The sequence below is a fragment of the Neobacillus sp. NPDC093127 genome (genome assembly GCF_044754175.1).
GTDB lineage: Bacteria > Bacillota > Bacilli > Bacillales > Cytobacillaceae > Neobacillus.
This window is the reverse complement of sequence record NZ_JBIVOP010000002.1, coordinates 291,043-307,167: the sequence shown is the minus strand read 5'-3', so window position 1 is coordinate 307,167 and position 16,125 is coordinate 291,043. Positions and strand designations below refer to the sequence as shown.

Annotated in this window: 21 protein-coding genes and 1 pseudogene; 3 read left to right on the top strand and 19 right to left on the bottom strand. The window is 40.5% G+C overall.

Annotation, left to right across the window (positions count from 1 at the left end; all coding sequences use genetic code 11):
- Positions 1 to 2: 2 nt before the first annotated feature.
- Complete coding sequence (gene yugI / locus ACIQCO_RS04715; protein ID WP_400426422.1) at positions 3 to 404, bottom strand: S1 domain-containing post-transcriptional regulator GSP13; 402 nt, start codon at positions 402 to 404, stop codon at positions 3 to 5.
- A 236-nt stretch (positions 405 to 640) separates the two neighbouring features.
- Between yugI and ACIQCO_RS04710 the strand changes: the two are divergent.
- Positions 641 to 847, top strand: a pseudogene (locus tag ACIQCO_RS04710) (helix-turn-helix domain-containing protein); the annotation flags it as partial.
- Positions 848 to 1,037: 190 nt separating this feature from the next.
- Here the strand turns inward: ACIQCO_RS04710 and ACIQCO_RS04705 are convergent.
- The 7 genes from ACIQCO_RS04705 to ACIQCO_RS04675 all read right to left on the bottom strand — a co-directional run bounded on the left by ACIQCO_RS04705 (position 1,038) and on the right by ACIQCO_RS04675 (position 6,485).
- Positions 1,038 to 1,301: a DUF1871 family protein gene (locus ACIQCO_RS04705; protein WP_400426421.1), complete on the bottom strand. Its 264-nt coding sequence runs from the start codon at positions 1,299 to 1,301 to the stop codon at positions 1,038 to 1,040.
- A gap of 124 nt (positions 1,302 to 1,425) precedes the next feature.
- Complete coding sequence (gene gndA, locus ACIQCO_RS04700) at positions 1,426 to 2,838, bottom strand: NADP-dependent phosphogluconate dehydrogenase (protein ID WP_400426420.1); 1,413 nt, start codon at positions 2,836 to 2,838, stop codon at positions 1,426 to 1,428.
- A gap of 126 nt (positions 2,839 to 2,964) precedes the next feature.
- A complete protein-coding gene (locus ACIQCO_RS04695) occupies positions 2,965 to 4,170 on the bottom strand; it encodes an alanyl-tRNA editing protein (protein ID WP_400426419.1) in 1,206 nt (401 codons plus the stop codon).
- A gap of 139 nt (positions 4,171 to 4,309) precedes the next feature.
- A complete protein-coding gene (locus ACIQCO_RS04690; protein WP_400426418.1) occupies positions 4,310 to 4,606 on the bottom strand; it encodes a spore coat protein in 297 nt (98 codons plus the stop codon).
- A 186-nt stretch (positions 4,607 to 4,792) separates the two neighbouring features.
- The gene (locus ACIQCO_RS04685) at positions 4,793 to 5,350 is read right to left on the bottom strand and encodes a superoxide dismutase family protein (RefSeq protein ID WP_400426417.1); all 558 of its coding nucleotides are present in this window, start codon (positions 5,348 to 5,350) and stop codon (positions 4,793 to 4,795) included.
- Positions 5,351 to 5,445: 95 nt separating this feature from the next.
- Entirely contained in the window at positions 5,446 to 5,655 is a 210-nt protein-coding gene (locus ACIQCO_RS04680; protein ID WP_400426416.1) for a hypothetical protein, read from the bottom strand.
- A gap of 89 nt (positions 5,656 to 5,744) precedes the next feature.
- The gene (locus tag ACIQCO_RS04675; RefSeq protein WP_400426415.1) at positions 5,745 to 6,485 is read right to left on the bottom strand and encodes a peptidylprolyl isomerase; all 741 of its coding nucleotides are present in this window, start codon (positions 6,483 to 6,485) and stop codon (positions 5,745 to 5,747) included.
- A gap of 122 nt (positions 6,486 to 6,607) precedes the next feature.
- On the opposite strand from ACIQCO_RS04675, the gene kapB reads away from it, so the two are divergent.
- Entirely contained in the window at positions 6,608 to 6,991 is a 384-nt protein-coding gene (gene kapB, locus ACIQCO_RS04670) for a kinase-associated lipoprotein KapB (protein ID WP_400426414.1), read from the top strand.
- Positions 6,992 to 7,027: 36 nt separating this feature from the next.
- Here the strand turns inward: kapB and kapD are convergent, their stop codons facing one another.
- From kapD to ACIQCO_RS04625, 9 genes are all read right to left on the bottom strand, one after another.
- Positions 7,028 to 7,654 carry a 3'-5' exonuclease KapD gene (gene kapD, locus ACIQCO_RS04665; protein WP_400426413.1) on the bottom strand — a complete coding sequence of 209 codons (627 nt, stop codon included), beginning with the start codon at positions 7,652 to 7,654 and terminating at the stop codon, positions 7,028 to 7,030.
- Positions 7,655 to 7,842: 188 nt separating this feature from the next.
- Positions 7,843 to 8,226 (bottom strand): hotdog fold thioesterase, encoded by a 384-nt coding sequence (locus ACIQCO_RS04660; protein ID WP_400426412.1) that lies wholly within the window; start codon positions 8,224 to 8,226, stop codon positions 7,843 to 7,845.
- A gap of 122 nt (positions 8,227 to 8,348) precedes the next feature.
- Positions 8,349 to 8,564: a hypothetical protein gene (locus tag ACIQCO_RS04655; protein ID WP_066091412.1), complete on the bottom strand. Its 216-nt coding sequence runs from the start codon at positions 8,562 to 8,564 to the stop codon at positions 8,349 to 8,351.
- A 126-nt stretch (positions 8,565 to 8,690) separates the two neighbouring features.
- The gene (locus tag ACIQCO_RS04650; RefSeq protein ID WP_400426411.1) at positions 8,691 to 10,199 is read right to left on the bottom strand and encodes a leucyl aminopeptidase; all 1,509 of its coding nucleotides are present in this window, start codon (positions 10,197 to 10,199) and stop codon (positions 8,691 to 8,693) included.
- A gap of 63 nt (positions 10,200 to 10,262) precedes the next feature.
- Positions 10,263 to 10,646 (bottom strand): DUF309 domain-containing protein, encoded by a 384-nt coding sequence (locus ACIQCO_RS04645; protein ID WP_400426410.1) that lies wholly within the window; start codon positions 10,644 to 10,646, stop codon positions 10,263 to 10,265.
- 99 nt (positions 10,647 to 10,745) lie between these two features.
- The gene (locus ACIQCO_RS04640; RefSeq protein WP_400426409.1) at positions 10,746 to 11,354 is read right to left on the bottom strand and encodes a 3D domain-containing protein; all 609 of its coding nucleotides are present in this window, start codon (positions 11,352 to 11,354) and stop codon (positions 10,746 to 10,748) included.
- Positions 11,355 to 11,473: 119 nt separating this feature from the next.
- Entirely contained in the window at positions 11,474 to 11,797 is a 324-nt protein-coding gene (locus ACIQCO_RS04635; protein WP_400426408.1) for a YuiB family protein, read from the bottom strand.
- 119 nt (positions 11,798 to 11,916) lie between these two features.
- Positions 11,917 to 12,042, bottom strand: coding sequence for a YuiA family protein (locus ACIQCO_RS04630; RefSeq protein ID WP_400426407.1), 126 nt, complete (start codon positions 12,040 to 12,042; stop codon positions 11,917 to 11,919).
- A gap of 222 nt (positions 12,043 to 12,264) precedes the next feature.
- On the bottom strand, positions 12,265 to 13,482 hold the full coding sequence (locus ACIQCO_RS04625) for an NAD(P)/FAD-dependent oxidoreductase (RefSeq protein ID WP_400426406.1): 1,218 nt from the start codon (positions 13,480 to 13,482) through the stop codon (positions 12,265 to 12,267).
- A gap of 453 nt (positions 13,483 to 13,935) precedes the next feature.
- Between ACIQCO_RS04625 and ACIQCO_RS04620 the strand changes: the two genes are divergently transcribed.
- Positions 13,936 to 14,937: an NAD(P)/FAD-dependent oxidoreductase gene (locus tag ACIQCO_RS04620; RefSeq protein ID WP_400426405.1), complete on the top strand. Its 1,002-nt coding sequence runs from the start codon at positions 13,936 to 13,938 to the stop codon at positions 14,935 to 14,937.
- 210 nt (positions 14,938 to 15,147) lie between these two features.
- On the opposite strand, the gene ACIQCO_RS04615 is transcribed toward ACIQCO_RS04620, so the two are convergent.
- On the bottom strand, positions 15,148 to 15,513 hold the full coding sequence (locus tag ACIQCO_RS04615) for a HesB/IscA family protein (RefSeq protein ID WP_400426404.1): 366 nt from the start codon (positions 15,511 to 15,513) through the stop codon (positions 15,148 to 15,150).
- 168 nt (positions 15,514 to 15,681) lie between these two features.
- On the bottom strand, positions 15,682 to 15,921 hold the full coding sequence (locus tag ACIQCO_RS04610) for a YuzB family protein (protein ID WP_400426403.1): 240 nt from the start codon (positions 15,919 to 15,921) through the stop codon (positions 15,682 to 15,684).
- Positions 15,922 to 16,125 lie beyond the last annotated feature (204 nt).

Below are 16,125 nucleotides of genomic sequence, written 5' to 3'. Positions count from 1 at the left end.
AATTATTTCTTAATTAAATCTTCACGCTGTGACTGGTCAATCCACTCTTGAAGCTTATCTTTTAATGTATTAAATCCTTGCTGGCCTTCCGCCTCAGGAATAATCGCTGCTGCTTGGCGCTTGCGCGACTTCTTTGCTTTTGTTATTTGTTGAACAGGAGATTCTTCTGTGGCCCGGATTGAAAGACCAATTTTTCCTGCACCTTCATCAACTGATAATACTTTAACCTTTACTTCATCGCCCACTTTAAGATGTTCATTAATATCCTTCACATAACCGTGCGTGATTTCTGAAATATGGACAAGACCCTGTGTATTTTCATCTAAGGCAACAAATGCACCATATGGTTGAATTCCTGTAACTTTACCGGCTAATATACTTCCTGTTTCGATCTTTTCTGTCATGTAAACACTCCTAAGTAAATGAATTATTAATCCCTTATATACGCATTAAAAGATTATATCACAATCTATAGCTTAAAGCAAAAAAGCTTATCATATCCAAAACAAGTTCTCTTCTTTTGGATACCAAAAATTGTCAGAGCTTCTTAACAAATTATTCACAAATGGAATAAAAAAAGCCAACTATCCAATGATATACTAATAGTGAGTAATTATCCTTTCTAAGAGAGGTGACCAGTATGAATTCAATCGGCCACACGATTAAAACTTCCCGTGAAATGCTAAAAATGACCCAGCAGGAGCTGGCTCAAAAGGTTAGAGTGGGAACACATACCATCGAGAAATATGAATCTGGGGAACAAATTCCAAGCACTCAGACAATCCTGAAATTGTCTACTGTTCTAGATATCCCTGCATCTGAGTTATTGAAGTTCAATCAGGTTCATACACCCTCCACTTCTACGGACCACGTATAAAAAAAGGCACTATGGCTTAAAAGCGGTAAAATGTACCGCTTTTTTTATTTTTTCTTGAATAGAACGATAAAAATTTGGAAATGCTTATGACATAATGCTTTCTAGTATTCCCCCCTTTTTGAAGTGGACATCCCGAATGGGTATGTCCACTTTTTTTGCATTAAAAAGAACAAGTTTCATTTATTTTGATAGCTAATAGTTCAGCCGCAATTTTCACACAATTTTCGATAGGAATCAGTTTTTCAAATGAAAATTCATAAATGGTTTGGATTCTCTTGGCCAGCATTGCACAATCATTCAGTTCATGAAGTGCTTGAATCACATCAGCAATTTCCGTTTCATAGCTGCCATTTTTCAGTTGAAAGGGGTCCCATTCATTTAATACATCGACATATTGGAAATTTGTTTGAATTTCTTTTCGCATATTTTTTAGCTCCTATTATTGTTACATTGAATGTAAATATTCTATCATAAAGATAAGGAACGATTGAAAAAGGCTTTTAAATAAGGCAAAAAGACGAGCTATTGTCCAGCTCGTCTTTTTTCGATTATTTTTCCAGCCATTCCGTATGGAAAGCTCCTTCGCGGTCCACCCTTTGGTACGTATGGGCCCCGAAATAGTCTCTTTGGGCTTGGAGTAAGTTGGCAGGGAGAACCTCTGAGCGGTAGCTGTCATAATAAGCAAGTGCGCTCGAGAGGCCAGGCACAGGTATGCCTGCTTTAATCGCAATGGTTACTACTTCTCTTGCGGCATCCTGATAATCCGCAACAATCGCTTGAAAATAGGAATCCATTAATAAATTGTCTAAGTCTGGATTACGGTCATAGGCTTCCTTAATATTTTGCAGGAAGGCTGCCCGAATAATACAGCCGCCGCGGAAAATCATTGAAATTTCTCCCGGATTTAGGTTCCAATCATATTCTTCCGAAGCCTTTTTCAATTGGGCAAAGCCTTGTGCATAAGAAATAATCTTACTTAAGTACAAGGTTTTCCGAATCAGCTCAATAAACTCCTGCTTATTGCCGGCAAATTCATTCGCAGCCGGGCCCCTTAATACCTTACTTGCACGGACGCGCTCATCCTTCATTGCTGATAAAAAGCGGGAGAAAACGGATTCTGTAATGATCGAAAGCGGAACACCTAAATCAAGTGAACTTTGACTTGTCCATTTCCCAGTCCCTTTTTGCCCGGCAGTATCAAGAATGACATCCACCAACGGCTTCCCTGTTTCCGGATCTATTTTTGTAAAAATATCGGCCGTTATTTCAATTAAATAGCTGTCAAGCTCCCCTTGATTCCATTCCTTAAACACTTCATGAAGTTCTCCAACAGACAAACCAAGCAGATCTTTCATTAAATGATAGGACTCACAAATTAACTGCATATCACTATATTCAATGCCATTATGCACCATTTTCACATAGTGACCGGCCCCATTTGGACCAATATATGTACAGCATGGATCTCCATTTACCTTGGCAGAGATAGCCGTTAGCAGCGGACCGACTGCGTCGTACGCTTCCTTTTGTCCGCTTGGCATGATGGCCGGGCCTGTCAGCGCACCTTCTTCTCCACCCGAAACTCCGGCGCCGATAAATAGAATTCCCTTTTCAGCAAGTTCCTTATTTCTTCGGATCGTGTCTTGATAGAAGCTGTTTCCGCCATCAATAAGGATATCGCCCTTATCCAAATGAGGCAGCAAAGATTCAATCGCTTTATCGGTAATGACGCCGGCATTCACCATTAATAAAATTTTTCGCGGACTTTCTAACGATTGGACAAAATCTACAATATTTGTCGTTCCAACTAACTTCTTCCCTTTATTATTTTCTAAAACTTCATTTACCTTCTCTGATGATAGGTCGTATACCGAGACCGGGAAGCCTTTGCTTTCAAAATTTAACGCCAAACTTCTTCCCATTACTCCGACACCAACGACTCCTACTTGTTGTTTTTCCACACTAACTCATCCCTTCAAGGTGTTTAAAAAATTCAATTAGCTATATTATATATGAAAATTTATTAAACTCCACTTTGTTGAACCTTTTCCTTGTTAAAAATAGTTACAGTTCGGTGAAAATGACTGTTATTTGTCCGGCGTTATCTTCATTTCTAGTTCCAGCAATTGCTTAATCATTTCCCGACCTGTCATTAATGCCTCACCGCCGCCTTGAGCAAAAGCGTCATTCCCGCCGCCCTTACCATTTATTAGTGGGAGGGCCGCTTCAAGCACTGATTTCATATTTTCCGTGCGGGCTTGTCCCCGCGCGCAAACGAGCTGGAGACGATTCTCATTTTCAGAAACAAAGAACACCAATGTTTGTTCATTTTCGGCGACGATGGCTCGAGCTAGCTTTTGAAGTGCTTGAATTGTCCGATTTTGAAACACTTCACTCACAAGCTTGTTCTCTTGTTTAGCTAGTAAATCTCTAGCTTCAAATGTAAGCAATTGTTGTTGGTCATGATCCAGTTCCTTCTCCATTTCCTTACCCTGTTCAACCATCCGGCTGACAGCATGAATCAATCCAGATTCCGGGGCATTTAACTGCTTAATTAACTCAAGCAGCACTGTTTGTTTTTGGCCAAACTGAGTCAAGACCCGTTCGCCGCAGACAAAATGGACACGGATGTTTTTCCTTTGCCTTTCCCAATCCAATATTTTAATGGCCCTAACCTCGCCCGTCGCCTTCGGGTGTGTCCCGCCGCACCCGTTATGATCGAAGTCAGGAATTATTACTAGCCTGATATTGTCTTTCACCTTTGTTTCTTTTCGTAATGAATAGTCGGATAACTCCTCTTCTGTCACCCATTTTGTTTCAATCGGACGGTTTTCCAAAATGATTTGATTCGCGAGTTCCTCTACCTGCTTTACTTCCTGTTCAGATAATGCTTCAGTCGCTAAATCAATCGTTACGATTTCTTCTCCTAAGTGAAAACTGACTGTCTTATAATCGAGTACTTGTTCAAACGCCGCCGAAAGGATATGCTGACCGGCATGCTGCTGCATATGATCAAAACGCCTTTGCCAATTTAGCATACCGTTTATTTCTTTATTGGTGTCTGGTAATGGCCCTTCAAGATAATGGCGAATTTCCCCTTCGATTTCTTCGACATTTACAACCTTTGTATTTTCGAGTGTACCTTTATCGTGGGGCTGTCCGCCTCCTGTCGGATAAAAAGCGGTTTGATTTAACACGACATACCATTTTCCTGACGGATCCTTTTCTTGTTTTTCCACCTTTGCTGTGAATTTTGTTAAGTATGCATCCTGATAATATAGTTTGTTTTCCATTGGTTGTGCACTCCTATTTGTCTCCATTAGTCTTAAGGTCTATTTTCAAGAAAAATGTAAGATAAATCAAGAAAACTGTTGGAAAAAATTAAAACCTGCTTCTCCAATTGAAGAACCAGGCTCGTTTGACAAATACAATTTATTTCTTTTCTTTTCTCTGACCGTATGGCATTGTCATTTGCCCTTGACCGCTTTGTGGAAAACCGCCCATTCCTTGAGGAAAACCTGTATGTGGATAACCGCCCATTCCATATGGATAGCCGCCATGTTGATATTGCCCATACTGTGGGTAACCGCCCATATGAGGATAACCTGTGTGTGGATAACCAGTTTGTGGGAACCCACCCATTTGTGGATAGCCGCCAGTCATTTGGGGATAGCCCATTTGTTGGCCAAATTGTCCTTGGAATCCGCCTGGAAATTGTCTTTCTGTCATGATATCGCCTCCTAAAAGTCTCAAGATAGTGTATGTCCACCTAGCGGGATAAGCTTAGATTTTTACCCATGTATTTAGAGATATTTTCATTTTTCACAAAAATAGGCAGCAACCGATATCATTCTAGACATTTTTTCTAATCTCATAAAAAAGTAGACTATCTCATTGGAGACAGCCTATTCATTCCTATTTATTTTCATCCTGAGCTTTCCGTTGTTTGCCTGCTTTATTTTTATCCTTGGAAATTTCACCACAGGCAATTCGCTTGCCTGAATCCCCAGCAGGCTGGGTCATGCCGTCATCCTTTGATTCGTCTACGACAATTGAAGTACCCTCTTTTGTTAAAACGGATTTTTTTCCGTCTTTCAAGGTGACATTGGGTGCCATTAAATCCGCCTTAACGGAGCCGTCATCGTCAACAATTAAATTTGGCAAGTCACCAGCATGGGCACCTTTAGGATGCAAGAGTCCATGCTCCTTTTTCTCAGGATTAAAATGGTTGCCGGCAGACTTGAAATCTGGTGCCAGGCATTTTCCCTTTTCATGAATATGTATCGCATGCTCGCCTGGCGGCAGCCCCTTCAAATTTACCGTCATCTTAATACCGCTGGACTGTTCGGCCAGTTCTACCGTCCCGAGTGAATCACCAACGGCATTAAACATTTCTACATCAATCTTTTTCACATTCTTTTCCATGCAACCAGTTAGCAGAAGCAGCGGAATAATCATCCAGCTTTTCTTCATCTGTAATCCCCCACTAAAGACAATTTGCCCTTAGTATGGACCAACGCCACTTTACCTATCCTCATTGAGATTGAGGAAAAAAAAAGAACAGCCGCTTAACTGTTCTTTTGCGGATGTTCTTGATTTTTTAATTGTTCTTCAAATTCCTTAGCTTTTTCTGCCTCACGTTTTGAATATTTTACGATGAAGCGCATTGTAAAAACGGCTGCAATCATAAAGATACTAAAGCTAATGAGAGCTGGAATGTATTCTGATTTATCTTCCGGAAAGTATAGAAACAAGGAAAGTACGGTTGGTAGCAACATTTTTCTTCTCCCTTTCTTTAAGAGAACTGCTCAAGTAATTATAGCAACAAAAAGCGTTTCCTACCAATGAATCAATCCGAGATCATCCCTTATTTTAACACTTTAATTTTTTTAATGATGACATCTTTTTCCGGTTTATCTTGGGCACCTACTGGTGTGTCAGCAATCTTATCAACGATATCCATTCCCTCAATTACTTGGCCAAAAACAGTATGCTTGTGGTCAAGCCATGGAGTTCCGCCATTCTTATCATAGGCTTCAATAATTTCCTTAGGAAATCCCGCCTGCTCCATTTGTGACTTCATCGAAGGATCAAGGCTCGTGCTTTGTACGATGAAAAACTGGCTTCCGTTCGTATTTGAACCAGAATTGGCCATTGACAAGGCGCCGTGCAGATTATAAAGGTTTCTCGAAAATTCGTCTTCAAATGGTTTTCCCCAAATGCTTTCACCGCCAGTGCCGTTGCCATTCGGGTCCCCGCCTTGAATCATGAAATCTTTAATGACTCGGTGAAAGATAAGTCCATCATAGTAGCCATCTTCACTGTGCTTCACAAAGTTCTCAACAGCCTTTGGTGCATATTCAGGGAATAATTTGATTTTAATGTTACCCATTGATGTTTCCATTTCAACGAGTTTCTCATTTTCTGCTACCTCTGTGGAAAGCTGAGGATAGACTTCATTGGTCACTTTATTGTCCCCTTCCTTCTGTTCTGTTTTTGGCGCGGCAGTTTTCGGTTTTGCCTCTTCTTTCTTCGAGCTTGTCCCACATGCTGCCAAGACAAGAACAATTGTCAATAATGCAAATAGTATTTGCCATTTCTTTCTCATATATAATCCCTCCATCTTTAAACTTTAACCGAAGTTTTATTTTTTTGCACTTTGTTTTTAATTTAGACTATTTCATTATAAAATGGAAGATAGAAGAAAAAAAATTGGCAGGAGTGGTTTGAATGGCGGAATTTGCGGTTGGTGACAGGGTCACAGCAATCTATAAGACAGGAAAATATATCGGAGAAATAACGGAGGAACGCCCGCAGCATTATTTAGTGAGAGTCCTAGCGGTCGTAAAACATCCAATGCAGGGCGATTTACACAGCCCTAAAGATGCGGACGTGCTTATTTTTCACGAAAGACGTGCCCTCAGCTTTCGGGAACAGGCCAATATTCCGAAACAAATGGTCAAACACTTTGAGGATGAAATCCCTGATTATCAGGAATCCTTAAAGCTGGCTTTGGAGAAAATGAAAGCTGAACTAGCAGAGACAGCGTCACAATGGGCCGAATTGAGCATAAAAGCAATCGAAACACTGGAGAAAGATTATAAATTTAATTAACATAAAAGGCCAAATCAAGTATAGTGATTTGGCCTTTTATGCGAACTCATTTAATAGCTTGGAAAAATCAATACGATCACCAATCGTTGTTGGTTCTGGTTTTTCTAAATAGCGTTTATCCTTTTCAACGAGTTTGAATATATTATGGGTAGTTAAGGCATCATCGAGTGCCCGGTGGTGTCTGCCTGTCCCCTCTTTTCCATATTCCTGCACAGCCTTCCATAAGCCTGTTTGATTTTGGTCACCAAAGAACCGTTTATACTCCATTGATAAATCTATTTCTTTAGCGTTGCTAAATGGAAAAGCAATACCCGCTTCTAAGCAATTATGCCTTAGTACCTTCATATCCATATTTCCCCAAGTAACAATGGACGTCTCATAATGATCTTTATTGAATTCCTCCAACTTTTTAATTAATTCATAAATCGACAGCCCTTTGTCAACCTGCTGCTGTGAAATATGTAAGAATGATTTACAGCGTTCTGATAGTTTCGGAAATTTACGTGGAGTAACAAAGGATGAAAATTGCTCGGTAACCTGATCGTCGACAACCGCAACAATTCCGACCTCGATTATTTCCGCGAAGAAATTCTTCATTCGAATATTTCGTTCAGGCATCGTAAACTCAAAATCAATAAATAAATATTGCTTTCTTGCCTTCATCATTTCACCACCTTCACTTTTTCCCTCTTTATACCATTATATAAAGAAACCTGTACAAAAAATTGTGCTATTTAGCTATTTTTTTATTTCTTAAATTATAACATGAATTTAAAAGGAATTTTTTAAATTTTTCAATAATAGTAAAAAAAAGAGGTGGATCTTTCCCCCACCCCGTTATGAGCTAACAGTTATTTTCTCAATTGAATAACGGCCATCGTACAGCGTGAAACACAGATGAGGCGGTCCGTCTCATCGGTAATTTTGATATCCCATACCATTGTCGATTTTCCTTGATGAAGTACAGTACCAACTGCGGTAACAATCCCGTCTGTTTTTGGGCGGACATGATTAGCGTTGATCTCAAGCCCGGCAACTGCTTCGGTTTCTTTATTAACCAATTCATAGGCGCCAACGCTTGCAACCGTCTCAGCAAGGGCAACAGATGCCCCGCCATGCAGTAAACCGAATGGCTGGCGCGTTCTTCCATCCACCGGCATCGTCGCAACCACTTTTCCCTCTTCTACATGGGTTATTTCAATACCTAGAGCCTCAATTAATGTGTTTTCGATCATTTCCATCCCTCCACTATGTAGTTTGTTTTCACTTATAATCTATTCTCCTTTTTACTGGATTTTCCCTTTAACTCCCCTTAATTAGAAAAAAACAGCCACAAGAGCTGTTTTTAACCTTGTTATTAATAATATCCTGGATATCCCATTCCCGGATAGCCCATACCAGGATACCCCATTCCGGGATAGCCATAGCCTCCATAAAATGGACGGCTCGCTACAAATCCGCCTGCTAACCCGCCGCCAATTAATCCGCCTAAAAAGCCAAGTCCACCTACTGCCAGCGGCCAAGCCCACAATCTCTGGTCCTGCATCGGGTAAGGGCTTCGATAATAATACATGCAGCCTACCTCCTTTAACTAAGAAACTTGCCTACACTATTTCATATGCGAGAGCGAGGTGGTTTGAGTGGGCATTCATATAGAAAGAATCATGAAAAACCCCCGGAATCGTCCGAGGGCCTTGATTTATTTTTCAATTGGTTCAAACCGTTCTACAAATAAGGCAAGTGTACGGGTCATGACTCCTGTTGCACCCGCCGGACCTAGATCATAGGCCTTTGAAGTGACAGCTGTCCCGGCGATATCTAAATGAACCCACGGAGTACCCTCGGCAAATTCACCAATGAACGCGCCAGCGACAATCGCATGGCCTTCGCTTCCAGGAGAGTTATTTAAATCGGCAACCTTGCTGTTTCTAACCCGTTCCTTTTCACTTTCAAATAATGGAAGTAGCCACATTTGCTCGCCTGCTTCCATCGAAGCCTCCAAAACCTGTTCATACAATGATTCATGATTGGTCATCGCACCGGTTGTATGCAGACCGAGCGCGGTAATGACGCCGCCTGTTAAGGTTGCCACATCGACTAAATATTCCGCCCCGTGATGCTTTGCATAGGTAACCGCATCCGCTAACACAAGCCGCCCTTCGGCATCGGTATTTAAAACTTCAATCGTTTTACCGCTCATCGATGTGATAACATCATCCGGCTTAAATGCTCCCCCGCTGATCATATTGTCCGTAGACGGAATTACGGCAACGACATTTTGCTCTGGCCGAGTCTCGCCGATAATTTCCATCGCTCCAAGAACGGCTGCAGCCCCGCCCATGTCCGTTTTCATCCCTACGATTCCTGCTTTTGTCTTAATCGAATAACCGCCCGTATCAAAGGTGATTCCTTTTCCGACTAAGCCGATGACATCCTTCCATTCATCTTTCCCCTGATATTTCAGGACAATCATCTTAGGGGGCTCGACGGAACCTTGGTTTACCGCAAGGAACGCACCCATTCCAAGCTTTTCAATTTCAGCTTTCTCCAAAATTTCAACCTCAAAATCATATTTAGCACCCAGCTCCATTGCATAGTTGGCCATATCTGTTGCTGTCAGCAAATTTCCTGGGGTGTTAACAAGCGTTCTAGCTGAATTCGCTGCCTTTCCAAAGGCATATCCAACCGAAAGAGACACTTGTACATCCTCTTCGGCAAACAATTCACTATAAACGTTGAGCTGCTCAAGCCTTTTCTCCGGTTCATTCGATTTCTGCTTATAGCCTTCAAATTGATAGGTCGCAAGCGCAAACGCCTCACTTAGGGCATGGGCGGCATCCAAACCATCGAGTTCTTCCGTTATAAAGGAGTCTAAATAAATGGCTGTTTCCTCAAGCTTACTTGCTGTAACGTTCTTAAACAGCTTGCCAAACGCTTCTTTCAGCTTCTCAAAGGTTAATTCCTTTTCTTTTCCGAGACCGACAAACCAAACGCGTTTTGAACCGATATTGCCAAAGCTATGTACCTTGCTAATACTTTTTAATTTTGCCGAAATATCCCCTGATTTCACCAGCTCTGTAAGCTGCCCGTTAAACTCGGCATCCAGTTTTGTCAAGTTTCCGGCAAATTTCTCCGGTTTATCTAATAGACCGATAATCAATCCCTCATGAACATTTGCTAATTCAAATTCTTTTTTAACAACAAACATTTCCCTTCACCTCCGTGGTATTCAAGTTTTATTATATCGAAAAGTTCCATTTATTTCGACTATCTAATCATTTTCCAAGTACAACAGCAAATGAGGGAGCGTTGGCAAGTCTCCCACATTTTCAAATGCAACACGATCAATATGTTTTGGAAAATGGCTTAGGCAATGTTCAATGAAAGGATAGATCTTTTCTAAATCTAATCCCCAAAACTTCGGGCGGTAAGCCTGCAGATAGTCATGGGCAGTTTGCATCATCAATCTCGCGCCTTTGACATTTCCATACTCATAATGGTAAATTGCCACACTCATTTGCAGAAGTCCCTTTAAAAATAAATTATCTTTATCGGTCATCCACATTTCTTCCAATAAATCGTGGCAAGTATAGTAGTCCCCTTCATTAAAGCTGACAAAAAACTCATAGTATTCGATTGGGTACTGTTCATCCATGATCATCCCCTCCCCTCACACTGATTCCATTCTATTTTAAGGGAAACTGGACCTCATTGCTCCTATCGGCAAATAAAAAACAGGCCCGCGACCTGTTTTTTATCTTTTTTCCGAGCTAATATACTGTTGACGAAATACCTGCATCGCTTTATCTTCATTTAACGCTTTAAGAGTTTCTTCTGATAGTTTTCCGTTACCTTTTTCGACAACATAAACAGCAAGCTGTTTTTTACCCCATTTATTATATACATCTGCAACGGTTTCATAATAAAGGTCCAGTCTGTCACCCTTAATTGCTCCCCCTTTATCGGCAACCACTCCATAGCCGTATCCTGGGATAAAGAGGATCGTACCTATCGGAAAAACAGTTAAATCTGCAGCTACTGTCGAAAATAAATCACGCTTCACTTTTACACCCGAGTAGGTGATCCCGTATTCCGGATGATCTTTGGTTTTTCCAGTAGATTCAATTCCCGCCGTATAGCCCGTAGCTGTAACCGTATGTTTAGGATACTTAGACCAATCAATCGAATCCTCCAATGAGGGTTGTGTTCCGGAAACCGTTTTGGTCGACGAGACAAGAACTGTTATTTGGCTAATGAGCAATTGTGCATTGACACCAGAAATGGATTGGAAGGTTGCGAATAATGCCATCATGAAAAGGCAGGCCATCGCAAACCGCTTTGTCCAATTTTTAAAATGATTCATTGAAATTTTCACTCCTCCCAAAATATTCATTCCCAAGCTGCAGGGAATTATTCAAAAAAGGAGGAAAGAAATTTTTCCCAGGGTAAAAAAAAGACTCCTTACCCATAAGGTAAAAAGTCTTAAAACATTTGATAGCCGTTTTTTCGTAACAGCTTGATCGTTAAGCCTGCGGCGATCGCCCCAGCAAATCCGCTTGCTAAAATGAGAACATCGGCTGTCCCTAAAGAGCTGAACCGCTGCCCGAGTTCTATAAAGGATACTTTACTATTTGTAAAATATTCACTAAAACTTACTTTATCTACGATTAATATTGCAACAATAGGATAAACTATCGCCATAACCCATGACATTCTTAGCAGCATATTCAAGATAAAGCCAATTCCAAAAAACAGTACAAAAAATAAGACAATCGATATAATTAAGACAACAATGCTCATTTGCATTGAGATTCCCCCTTTATCCATCAACAAATAGTGTACTTAATGTCGAAAGGGTAGTCAATATTGACTGCAAAAAAATAGCCCCTCGAATTCGATTCGAAGAAGCCGTAATAGCTGTTTTATTATTCCTTTTTCTTTCCTGTCCCCCCGCAGCAGGTACAAGTTTCCGATCCTCCAAGCACCAATTGAAAATAGCCCGTTCCCGAACAATAAACACAACTTTTTGTATCCAGACCCTTCCCTTTCATTTCCATCATCCCCTCGTTTTATTAACTTAATATTCTGATAATATACCAAGGATTTTGAAAAAAGAAAAGAGCTAAATATCCGCAAATTCTCGGAGGAAAGCGGATACATGTTAAGTTTTCTTGCAATATCGAAGTGTTACTTTAATTTTCGAAAAATTTAAAAAACATTTTAAGATAAACAAAAAGGACTAGGAATCTCCTGTCCTTTTTGTTTAGTCTAGCTTAAAAAATCTTAAATTTCCCTTTTTTCAATACCAAACCTGCGCCGCCAATCATGAATAGTGAGCGATTATCGACTACCTTTTTCATGAATGCAGCTTTTGTTCCAGTAATTTTTTTACCAAAAACAACACCGATAGCATCGTCTTCACCTAAGGAGCAAACCGTTCCTTTATTATCAAACGTAAACGTCTCTAACTCTGTTTTATTACGAATTAACGCAGCGATATTGCGGGCAACAACCTCGCCTTGCTGCATCGCAATTTGAGCGGTCGGAGGATATGGGCGATTGATTTCTTCATTAATAACAAGCGAACTGTCACCAATAATGAAAACATCATCAAATCCCGGAACGCGGAGGTCTGGCTGTACTTTAACACGGCCTCTCATTGCTTCAAATCCTGATTTTTCAATAATCGAGTTACCACGTACCCCTGCTGCCCAAACAACTGTGCCGGCTTTAATTTCACGTGGTTCTTCCTCACCTTTTCCAACAATGATACTGTCTGGAGTAGCCTCTTTAATCGCTGTTCCGATTAAGAATTCCACGCCTTTACGCTCAAGCTGGGAAACCGCATAATTCACTAATTCCGGATCGAAACCAGGAAGGACAGTTGGTGCTGCTTCAACACAGATAATTTTCACTTTATGATAATCGACATCATACTCATGACATAATTCAGGGATTCTATTTGTTAATTCGCCAAGGAATTCAATACCTGTAAAGCCGGCGCCGCCGACAACAAGGACCAAACGATTATCGTTCTTCTCTTCTTCCATATTATAGGTTGCAAATTGATATTCAATATGCTCACGCAATTGACGGGAAGAATTCACGTTGGTGATTCCAAATGCATATTCCTTTAACCCTTTGATACCGAATGTTTCCGGTTCACCGCCAAGGGCAATCACAAGGTAGTCATACTCGACTTCGCCTTTTTCTAGAATGACTTTTTTTGCTTCTTTATTAATCTCGACCACGGTATCTTGAACAAAATCAACCTTACTGCGATCAATCACATCACGAATATCATAGCGAACCTTGTCGTGATGGAGTGTACCAGCTGAAGCCTCATGTAACCAAGTAGTTTCGTAATGGTAGTCATTTTTATTAATTAACACAATATCTGCTTCATTTACTCCGATTAACTTTTGCAATCGCACTGTGGTCATAAGCCCGCCGTAACCAGCACCGATAATAACAATTTTTGGCTTTCTCAAAGTGATCACTTCCACCTTTTTTAATATTTTTAGTAAATTCTCTTTTTCTTATCATCCACTGCTACGACCATTTTTATTTTGCACTTCAAAAAATTGTATGTGAGATAATTCACGAATGGATTCAGAGAAAATTACTAAATAGTAAAACATACAGAGAACGACTGAGATGTCGTTGCTTTATATGTATATCGTTCAAGAAAATGTTCTTTTTTTGTCACAGAATGTTAACAATATATCCACATTACATCATATGCTACTTTGCCGCTATTTTCAAGTGATATATATAAATTATTTAACTTAAGAATATTGCCAACATTGACATTTTGTAACGTTCCGGGGGATTATGTTAAATATTTTTCCAATATGAATATTTGCCTATTAAGATGTGAGGATTTTTTTATTTTGTGATATTATAGTGAGTGGAGTTTGTTACTACTATTGGGGGGATACGGAGTGCAAGAGAATCAAAAAGTTTATGACATTACCATCATCGGTGGCGGCCCTACCGGTCTATTTACTGCCTTTTACGGGGGAATGAGACAAGCATCAGTGAAAATCATTGAAAGCTTGCCACAGCTAGGCGGTCAATTGTCAGCGCTTTATCCGGAAAAATACATTTATGATGTTGCCGGCTTTCCAAAAATCCGCGCACAAGAATTGATAAATAATTTAAAAGAACAAATGGCTAAGTTTGAACCAGCTGTTGCTCTTGAGCAGTCTGTTGAAAAGTTAGAAAAACAAGAGGATGGAACGTTTAAATTAACGACAAATTCAGAAGTCCATTATTCAAAAACGATTATTATTACAGCTGGGAATGGAGCTTTCCAACCGCGCCGCTTAGAGCTTGAAAGCGCCCTTCAATATGAGAAGAAAAATCTTTACTACTTTATTGAAGATTTAAATCAGTTTGCCGGCCAAAAAGTGGTTGTTTTTGGCGGCGGGGATTCTGCCGTTGACTGGGCCTTAATGCTTGAGCCAATTGCCGAAAAGGTAACGATTGTTCACCGCAGAGATAAATTCCGTGCACATGAACATAGTGTTGAGAACCTGTATAATTCAAAAGTGGATGTAAAAACTCCATTTGTTCCTGCTGAATTGATTGGTGATGGAAATGGCAGCATTAAACAAGTCGTGCTTGGAAGTGTTAACGGAGAAAGCCAAGAAACGATTGATGTCGACGCTGTTATTTGTAACTACGGCTTTGTTTCGTCGCTTGGACCAATCAAGGAATGGGGTCTAGAAATCGAAAAGAACTCGATTGTTGTCAATTCTAAGATGGAAACGAATACTCCAGGAATTTATGCAGCAGGTGATATTTGCACGTATGATGGTAAAGTGAAATTAATTGCCTGCGGCTTTGGTGAAGCGCCAACAGCTGTCAATAATGCGAAATCCTTTATCGATCCAAAAGCAAAAGTTCAACCGTTGCACAGTTCCTCTATGTTTGACAAATAAAAATAAAGGCGCCCAATTTGGGTGCCTTTATTTAAAGTATAAATTTCGACTTTGAGAACTGTCCAGCTCCAGCGCCCTAGCGGCTAGTGTCCTTCGCTCTCCGCCCTACGATAAGTCAACATCGGATCGCTCCGCTCTCCGTGTTTCCTTTATCTCAGTTGGAGCGCTCCAGGCCATACGCCGCTGACCAGGGCGCTTGCGCTTTTCTGATTAGCATTCCTCTGGTGTACCGGTTGCAGTGGCTGTTCGGAACGAAGAACCGCAGCCGCAGGATGCAATAGCATTAGGATTTTCGATGGTGAAGCCTCCGCCCATCATCGATTCTTTAAAATCTATTTTCGTGCCTTGGAGAATCGAAGCACTCTCTTTATCGACAAGAACTTGAATCCCAAACTGTTCAAAATGAAGGTCATCTTCGTTTACCTCATGATCAAAGCCCATTCCATAGGATAATCCGCTGCATCCGCCGCCTTTTACACTGACACGTAAAAGAGCCCCCTCTTCCTCATTATGCTTCATCATATCTTTTATTTGGAGTGACGCGGCTTCCGTTAAAATAACAACATCTTTACTCATCATGACTCCCCCTTTCAAGGCCTATAAATATAGTATATACACTTGATATCCTCGACTCAACTGATTAGATTCTTATTATTAGCATATGATAACTCTATATAAAAAGGGAGCGGCGATGCTCCCTTTTCTTACTTATCTAGCTTCAGCCCCCTGGGGCTTCAGCTATTATTAAAACATCGGATTCTCTTCAAGATATTCATAAATGTTGTCTACGAGTTCATCTGGTGTTTTCCCGATAACTACTTCACCATTCACAAGAGCGTAGAGTGTGACGGCACATTTTCCGCAATATCCGAGACATCCATATTCAATAATATCCAAGTTAGGATCTTTTTGTAACTTTTCAAGTGCCCTTTGTGCACCATTTGCCAGGTTGCTGATACAAAATTCAATGATGGGCTTAAACATTGCTTTCACCTCTCCACAACTAAATATCCTACCCCAATTATCCAGCTTCGTCAAATACCATGTTTAGGTCGGCTTTGTCAAGATTAATGGGAAAATGTTGTTATTTAGACACACTTTAGATATACTCTTATGTGGTAAACAAATGGGGTATTATACTACTAATATTTAGACTTATTGAAAACCGGATAAACAAAGGGGAATTTA